This is a genomic window from Roseateles sp. P5_E11 (assembly GCF_054049355.1).
Map to the genome: position 1 here is coordinate 1 of NZ_JBFUMO010000390.1, position 5,593 is coordinate 5,593.

Genomic DNA, 5,593 nt, shown 5'->3' on the forward strand with positions numbered 1-5,593 from the left:
CTGTGCCACAACGAGCCTGCCCGTTGAAATGGGCTGCGCGAAAACTGTGAGCTGGCAACGACGGCCAGCAACGACGACTTCAGTGTCAGTCGCCTCGGGCAACGCCGACGCCTCGGTATGCGAGAGCTGCCGCAGCTTGCCAACATGCTCTTGCACCAACCGCTGGGCTTCGACGTCGAATGTCGCGATTTCGTTCATTGAGACGACCAACGTGTGAGCTCAGCGGACGGCGAAGCCGTCCGCTGCAGCAAAAAGTTGGGCAGCCGGATGCTCACAAGCGCCACCGCTCGTCGATGGCCGCTTTGATGACCGCCGCTGGGTCAGAACCAAGCTCGACGAGCTTCCGCCGAAGAACTTCAATGTGCCACCAAGGGCAGCCGGGATCACCGCACGGTTCATCAGGATCTCCCTGATGTTCGAATTCCAGATGAAAGCAGAGCCAATGCATGCGCTCGAAAACTTCATACGATTCTGCGTTTTTCTCCACCGGCAAATTGCAGCGGGCACAAATGAGCGGCGCGGCTGTCACGTCATCTCCCGTATGCCCAACGTTCGCGCTCAGCGGGCGGCGTAGCCGTCCGCTGCAGCAAAGGGTTAAACCGCCTCATAGTTGAAAGAACTTTCTTGCCGCTGGATGCATGTTGGCGATGGTTGCAGGCGGTGCCGAACCTTTGCGACGCCAGATCTCGGATAGAGATTCGCCCGCCGCATCTGCCACGTCGGGGTCCTCCGTGAGGTTGAGAGCGATCGCAAGCAACGCAGCCTCAACCTCCGGTTCGTCAAAGACACCAAGATCCATAGCGGCGTCGTGCCGATCGCCATATTCGGAAGTTGAATCCGTCAACACCGTCAGCAAGCCACGAGGCTGGTCTGCGCCGGGGATCAAAGCGGGCATAACAGGAGCGGTTTAACGTTTGAGCTGAGCGGGCCGCCGCCGGTATGGCGCTTGGCCCGCGCGGACGATGATAGACAGCACGGCCGCGCCGGCCAAGTGCCATGCCGGTGGAGGTCCGCTCGAACGAAGGGTTAGCCGTCAGCTCCAACCGTGCTCCCAGATGTGGTGAGCACGGTCGGCCTTGTGGGCGGCCAGCCACTCCTGCTGACACTTGTTGATCAGCCCGCCGAAGATTCGAACCTTGGACAGAAGCGGTGCTTGACGTCCCCACGCCGCATGGACGTGTGTGGAGCACTCCCACCGACCGTTCTCGATCTGCAGATTAGTTGCGAGGGAGGAAGTCCATTCGCCAGCACAAGACTTGCAGAGTCCAGGGTGCTCGGCAAGCCATGCCTTCGCTGAAGGCGCCGCGAGGGAATTGAGTACCCACGCCCGATCTTCGCCTCCGCGGGCCGCCCAGTCAGCCAAGGAGGACGCGAGATGGGAAATCAGCTGGCGATTGAACTTGGAGCCTGCTTCCGGCGATTCATAGAACGCTCCGCGATAGCCAGTGCGGGAGTTGAAGAACCAGTCGAAGAGTGATGGGCTCACAGTACCGCAGAAGACGGCGCGCTCAAAGGAAGGATCCGTGTGCCCATGATCGCGATGGAAGCAGACGAGCTTCAGCTCCGTACGCAGCGCTTCCGGAAGGTCGGCAGGCGATCGAAGTTGCGCAAGTGTGGCAAGGCGCTCGGGTGTGGCGCCTCCAACAAACCGCCAGGATGATGGAGAAGACACGGCGCTCCCTCTGACGGCTAACGTGTTCTCGGGAGACCGCCGCTGCTGCCTAGGCAGGCAAGCTGCGCCACAACATCGCCCTGGTGAATCGTGGCAAATGCTTGACTCACCTTCAGAATTTTCCAGTTGACTGTTGTTTTATACAGCATTAAATTTCCGGCAAAAGCGGCACGTTGTTACAAGTTCTCGCCGGGCCTGTTCGGCGCCGCTGGAGTGGCCATGATGCCAGTCAGCTCACTCAGTTCGCCAGCTCGGGGAAACCTGCGGCCTGCGCCATCGGCGGCGCTRCCGCCGCTTCGCTCGGTGCGGGTGCTTGACCAGTTGCGAGAGCGGCTGCGCCTGATGCACTACAGCCTGCGGACCGAGGAGGTCTATGCCTATTGGCTCAAGGCCTTCATCCGGTTTCATGGCATTCGCCACCCCGCGGAAATGGGCGGCCCGGAGGTCGAGGCCTCCTGACGTACCTGGCCAATGACCGCAATGTCTCGCCCTCCACGCACAGCCAGCGGCCGCACCGTGCTTCACATTGTCCGCAGGGTGTATTTCGTGCTGACGTTCGACCCTCAGGGTCGTGTCGATACCGACCGGATGCATCGGCAGCAGCGTGCCCTGGCAGGCTTGGCGATTGACGCCGTGTTTACTCAAGCGCGACGGCCTCGCGAGGTGTTGGACGCCGCGGATCGCTTCGTAGCGCAGGGCGGGCGCTGGCAACCTACACATGCCCTGGCTCAGCGGATCGATGCGGCGGCCCTTGGCGGACTGTGATTCAGTCGTACGCGACCACCGCCGGCCACCGCTGGTCGCTGCGCGAATACTCATGGCGGCGCCGGGCTGAACTGGACATCGGTACTTCCGCTTTGGTCACTTTGCTGACGCCCGCGTCGTTCGGGCCTGCGGCCGCGATAGCTGTCGTTGACCGGCCCGGTGACTCGCCAAGCGCGGGCATCGGTGGGTGGCCGGTCCCGGTGGTCCAGCAGTCGCTCAGGCTGCGAACCGTTCAATGACCGTTGCCGCGGACAGCTGCCATTGGATCGCAAAGTCTGGGTGACAGCAGCCAGCCTGAAGGCGACAGCCGCTTTTCCGCGTGATCGACCAAGTGGGCTCCTGTTCCGCGAGCCCGGCTTGGGCTCAGCCCGGCGYCTTGACCCACGCGGCGCACCAGCCTTTGTTCGCCACTTGCGACTTGCGGCCAAACATCGCGCAGCCGCTCCACGCGTCGGTGGGTTTGGCCTGCCAGAACTGGCAGTTGGCGCAGTGCTGACTGGCCTGGTGCTTGGGGAACTTGGCGGCGTCGACCTTGGTGGTGTCGTGCCGGTAGCCCAGGGCGACAGCGGTCTCGCTGGCTTCGTCGACCGGCGACGTCTGCGCGATGGCTGGGCAGGCGAGGGTGGCCAAGGTGGCTTGCATCATGAAGATGCGGCGGGTGGGGTGGGACATCAGGAACTCCAGGCGAGGATGCAAGACGAGCCCCTCAAGCGGCCGTCGTGGAACCGGCTTTGGCTTCGGCATCACATCGCTGCGCGATATGAGCCTTCACCGAAGCGCAAGCGCTTTGCCGGGCCACTGACGGCGCCCCCTTGAGGGGGCTCGCGAAGCGAGTAGGGGGTGGGCCTATTTCGGCAGCTTGAACACCCAGACCATGCCGCCTTGCTCCAGGAAGCTGACCTTCTTGGCCACGTCGCCGCCCCACAGCGGCACGGCGCCGCCCCAGCCCGACACGACGCTGATGAACTGCTCGCCGTTCTGCTGCCAGGACACCGGCGGTGCGACGACGCCCGAGCCGGTCTGGAACTGCCAGACGACCTTGCCGGTCTTGGCGTCCGCGGCCTTGAGCCAGCCTTCCGGCGTGCCCCAGAACACCAGGTTGCCGGCGGTGGTCAGCACACCACCCCACAGCGGCGCGTTGTTCTTGATCTCCCAGACGATCTTGCCGGTCTTGGGGTCCACTGCGCGCAGGGCGCCGATGTAGTCGTCGTTGAGCGTCTTGATCGTGAAGCCCGCGCCCAGGTAGGCCGCGCCCTTCTTGTAGGCGATGGGTTCGTTCCAGATCTCCATGCCCCATTCGTTGGCGGGCACGTAAAAGAGCTTGGTGTCGGGGCTGTAGGCCATGGGCATCTGGTTCTTGCCGCCCAGGAAGGAGGGCGACGAGAACACCGAGTTGCCCTTCTTGCCATCGGCGCCGGCGGTCGGGTCGCCGGGGCGGTTCTCGGGCACGAAGTTGGGCCGGCCGGTCTTCAGGTCGATGCCGGTGGCCCAGCTGATCTTCTTGACGAAGGGAAAGGCGTTGGCGAGCTGGCCGTTGGTGGCGTCGAGCACGTAGAAGAAGCCGTTGCGGTCGGCCTTGGCGCCCATGCGCTTGCCATCCTGGTCGAAGGTGATGAACTCGTTGACGCCGTCGAAGTCCCAGCCGTCGTTGGGCGTGCCCTGGTAGTGCCACTTGATCAGTCCGGTCTTCACGTCGATGGCGACGGTGGAGCAGCTGAACAGGTTGTCGCCCTGGCGCAGATGGCTGTTCCACGGTGCGGGGTTGCCGGTGCCGAAGTAGGCCAGGCCGGTCTTGGGGTCGTAGGTGCCACCCAGCCAGGTGGCCGCGCCGCCGGTCTTCCACAGGTCGCCGGGCCAGCTCTTGCCCTGCGTGCCGGAGATGCCGTTCTCGTGCTTCACGCCGGCCTTGTCCCAGGTGTAGCCCATGTGGCCTTCGACGGTGGGGCGGGTCCAGACCATCTTGCCGGTCCGGGGGTCGCGCGCTTCCACGCGGCCGACCACGCCGAACTCGCCGCCCGACACGCCCGTCAGCAACAGGCCCTGGGCAATGATGGGTGCGGCCGTGGCCGAGTAGCCGGCGGCGTAGTCATCGATCTTTTCCTTCCACACCACGTCGCCGGTGGCCTGGTCCAGCGCCACGAGCTGGGCGTCCAGCGTGGCGAAGATGACGAGGTTGTCGAACAGCGCCGCGCCGCGGTTGACGACGTCGCAGCAGGGCATGATGCCTTCGGGCAGGCGGTGCTCGTACTTCCACAGCTTGGCGCCGGTGGCGGCGTCCAGCGCAAAGATGCGCGAGTAGGAGGCCGTCACGAACATCTTGCCGTTGTGGATCAGCGGCTGCGACTCCTGGCCGCGCTGCTTCTCGCCGCCGAAGGAGAAGGCCCAGACCGGCGACAGCTTGGCCACGTTGCCCACGTTGACCTGCTTGAGCGTTGAGTGGCGCTGGCCCTGCGTGCCCAGGCCCCAGGACAGCACTTCCTGGCCCGACTTGGCCGAGGCCTCGATCATCTGGTCGGTCACGGCGGCGGCGGCACTGCCGGCGGCCACCAGGCCGAAGCTCACGGACAGCAGTGCGGCGAGAGGGTTGAGTTGCATGGCGTTGTCTCCTTTGTTGATGGATATGCACCGCCAGGCCGATGGGCATGCGGATGGCCGGTCAAGGCGCAAGCTCCATGCCAGTTGAATTCGCACAGTTTTCGCGGCGCGATGGAGCAATGCGGCGGCGTGCGGGCAGGGTTGCACCGGGGCCGGTGTCAGCGCGGTGAGCAGGCTGCGCCGCGCTGTGACAGCGGGCGCCTGGAGCACTGCCGGCAGGTGCAGCGGCCTGTGTTTGGGCAGCGCTGTGCCGTTCTGTGCCGGACTGCTCCAGCCTGCAACAGCCCAAGGGTGATTTCCCTTGGCTACGACCCGTGCAGCGGGCTCTGGCGTGCCCGCCGTGTGCTGGCACGGGTTCTGCGTTGATGGACATGCCTCAACCCATTCGCAGGAGACAAGCCATGACTGTTTACGCCGCCCCCGGTGCTGCCGGCGCCAAGATCGCCTACAAGGCGCGTTACGACAACTTCATCGGCGGCAAGTTCGTGCCGCCCGTGGAGGGCCAGTACTTCGACGTCATCACGCCCATCAGCGGCAAGGTCTACACCCAGGCCGCGCGAT

At 64.5% G+C, this 5,593-nt stretch carries 7 protein-coding genes and 1 pseudogene; 2 read left to right on the forward strand and 6 right to left on the reverse strand.

Features of this window, described 5'->3' with window-relative positions:
• The 4 genes from ACXJKR_RS22695 to ACXJKR_RS22710 form a co-directional block, all read right to left on the reverse strand.
• Positions 1 to 198, reverse strand: a 198-nt coding sequence (locus tag ACXJKR_RS22695) for a hypothetical protein (RefSeq protein ID WP_457324731.1), incomplete at its 3' end; no start/stop codon positions are given.
• A 73-nt stretch (positions 199 to 271) separates the two neighbouring features.
• Complete coding sequence (locus ACXJKR_RS22700) at positions 272 to 529, reverse strand: hypothetical protein (RefSeq protein WP_457324732.1); 258 nt, start codon at positions 527 to 529, stop codon at positions 272 to 274.
• A gap of 75 nt (positions 530 to 604) precedes the next feature.
• Positions 605 to 895, reverse strand: a complete 291-nt coding sequence (locus ACXJKR_RS22705; RefSeq protein ID WP_457324733.1) for a hypothetical protein — start codon at positions 893 to 895, stop codon at positions 605 to 607.
• 138 nt (positions 896 to 1,033) lie between these two features.
• Complete coding sequence (locus tag ACXJKR_RS22710; RefSeq protein ID WP_457324734.1) at positions 1,034 to 1,672, reverse strand: hypothetical protein; 639 nt, start codon at positions 1,670 to 1,672, stop codon at positions 1,034 to 1,036.
• 126 nt (positions 1,673 to 1,798) lie between these two features.
• Here ACXJKR_RS22710 and ACXJKR_RS22715 point away from each other — a divergent pair, with 126 nt between their 5' ends.
• The gene (locus tag ACXJKR_RS22715; RefSeq protein WP_457324735.1) at positions 1,799 to 2,131 is read left to right on the forward strand and encodes a phage integrase N-terminal SAM-like domain-containing protein; all 333 of its coding nucleotides are present in this window, start codon (positions 1,799 to 1,801) and stop codon (positions 2,129 to 2,131) included.
• A 669-nt stretch (positions 2,132 to 2,800) separates the two neighbouring features.
• Here ACXJKR_RS22715 and ACXJKR_RS22720 read toward each other — a convergent pair.
• Both ACXJKR_RS22720 and ACXJKR_RS22725 read right to left on the reverse strand, forming a co-directional pair.
• Entirely contained in the window at positions 2,801 to 3,109 is a 309-nt protein-coding gene (locus tag ACXJKR_RS22720; RefSeq protein ID WP_457324736.1) for a high-potential iron-sulfur protein, read from the reverse strand.
• A gap of 174 nt (positions 3,110 to 3,283) precedes the next feature.
• Positions 3,284 to 5,032 carry a PQQ-dependent methanol/ethanol family dehydrogenase gene (locus ACXJKR_RS22725; RefSeq protein WP_056200286.1) on the reverse strand — a complete coding sequence of 583 codons (1,749 nt, stop codon included), beginning with the start codon at positions 5,030 to 5,032 and terminating at the stop codon, positions 3,284 to 3,286.
• Between the two features lie 401 nt (positions 5,033 to 5,433).
• On the opposite strand from ACXJKR_RS22725, the pseudogene ACXJKR_RS22730 reads away from it, so the two are divergent.
• Positions 5,434 to 5,593: pseudogene (locus tag ACXJKR_RS22730) on the forward strand (aldehyde dehydrogenase); the annotation flags it as partial.

What these genes read in the sequence shown, in the direction of transcription:
- ACXJKR_RS22705 (WP_457324733.1), bottom strand. Translation starts at nt 895, where the DNA reads ATGCCCGCTTTGATCCCCGGCGCAGACCAGCCTCGTGGCTTGCTGACG.
- ACXJKR_RS22725 (WP_056200286.1), bottom strand. Translation starts at nt 5,032, where the DNA reads ATGCAACTCAACCCTCTCGCCGCACTGCTGTCCGTGAGCTTCGGCCTG.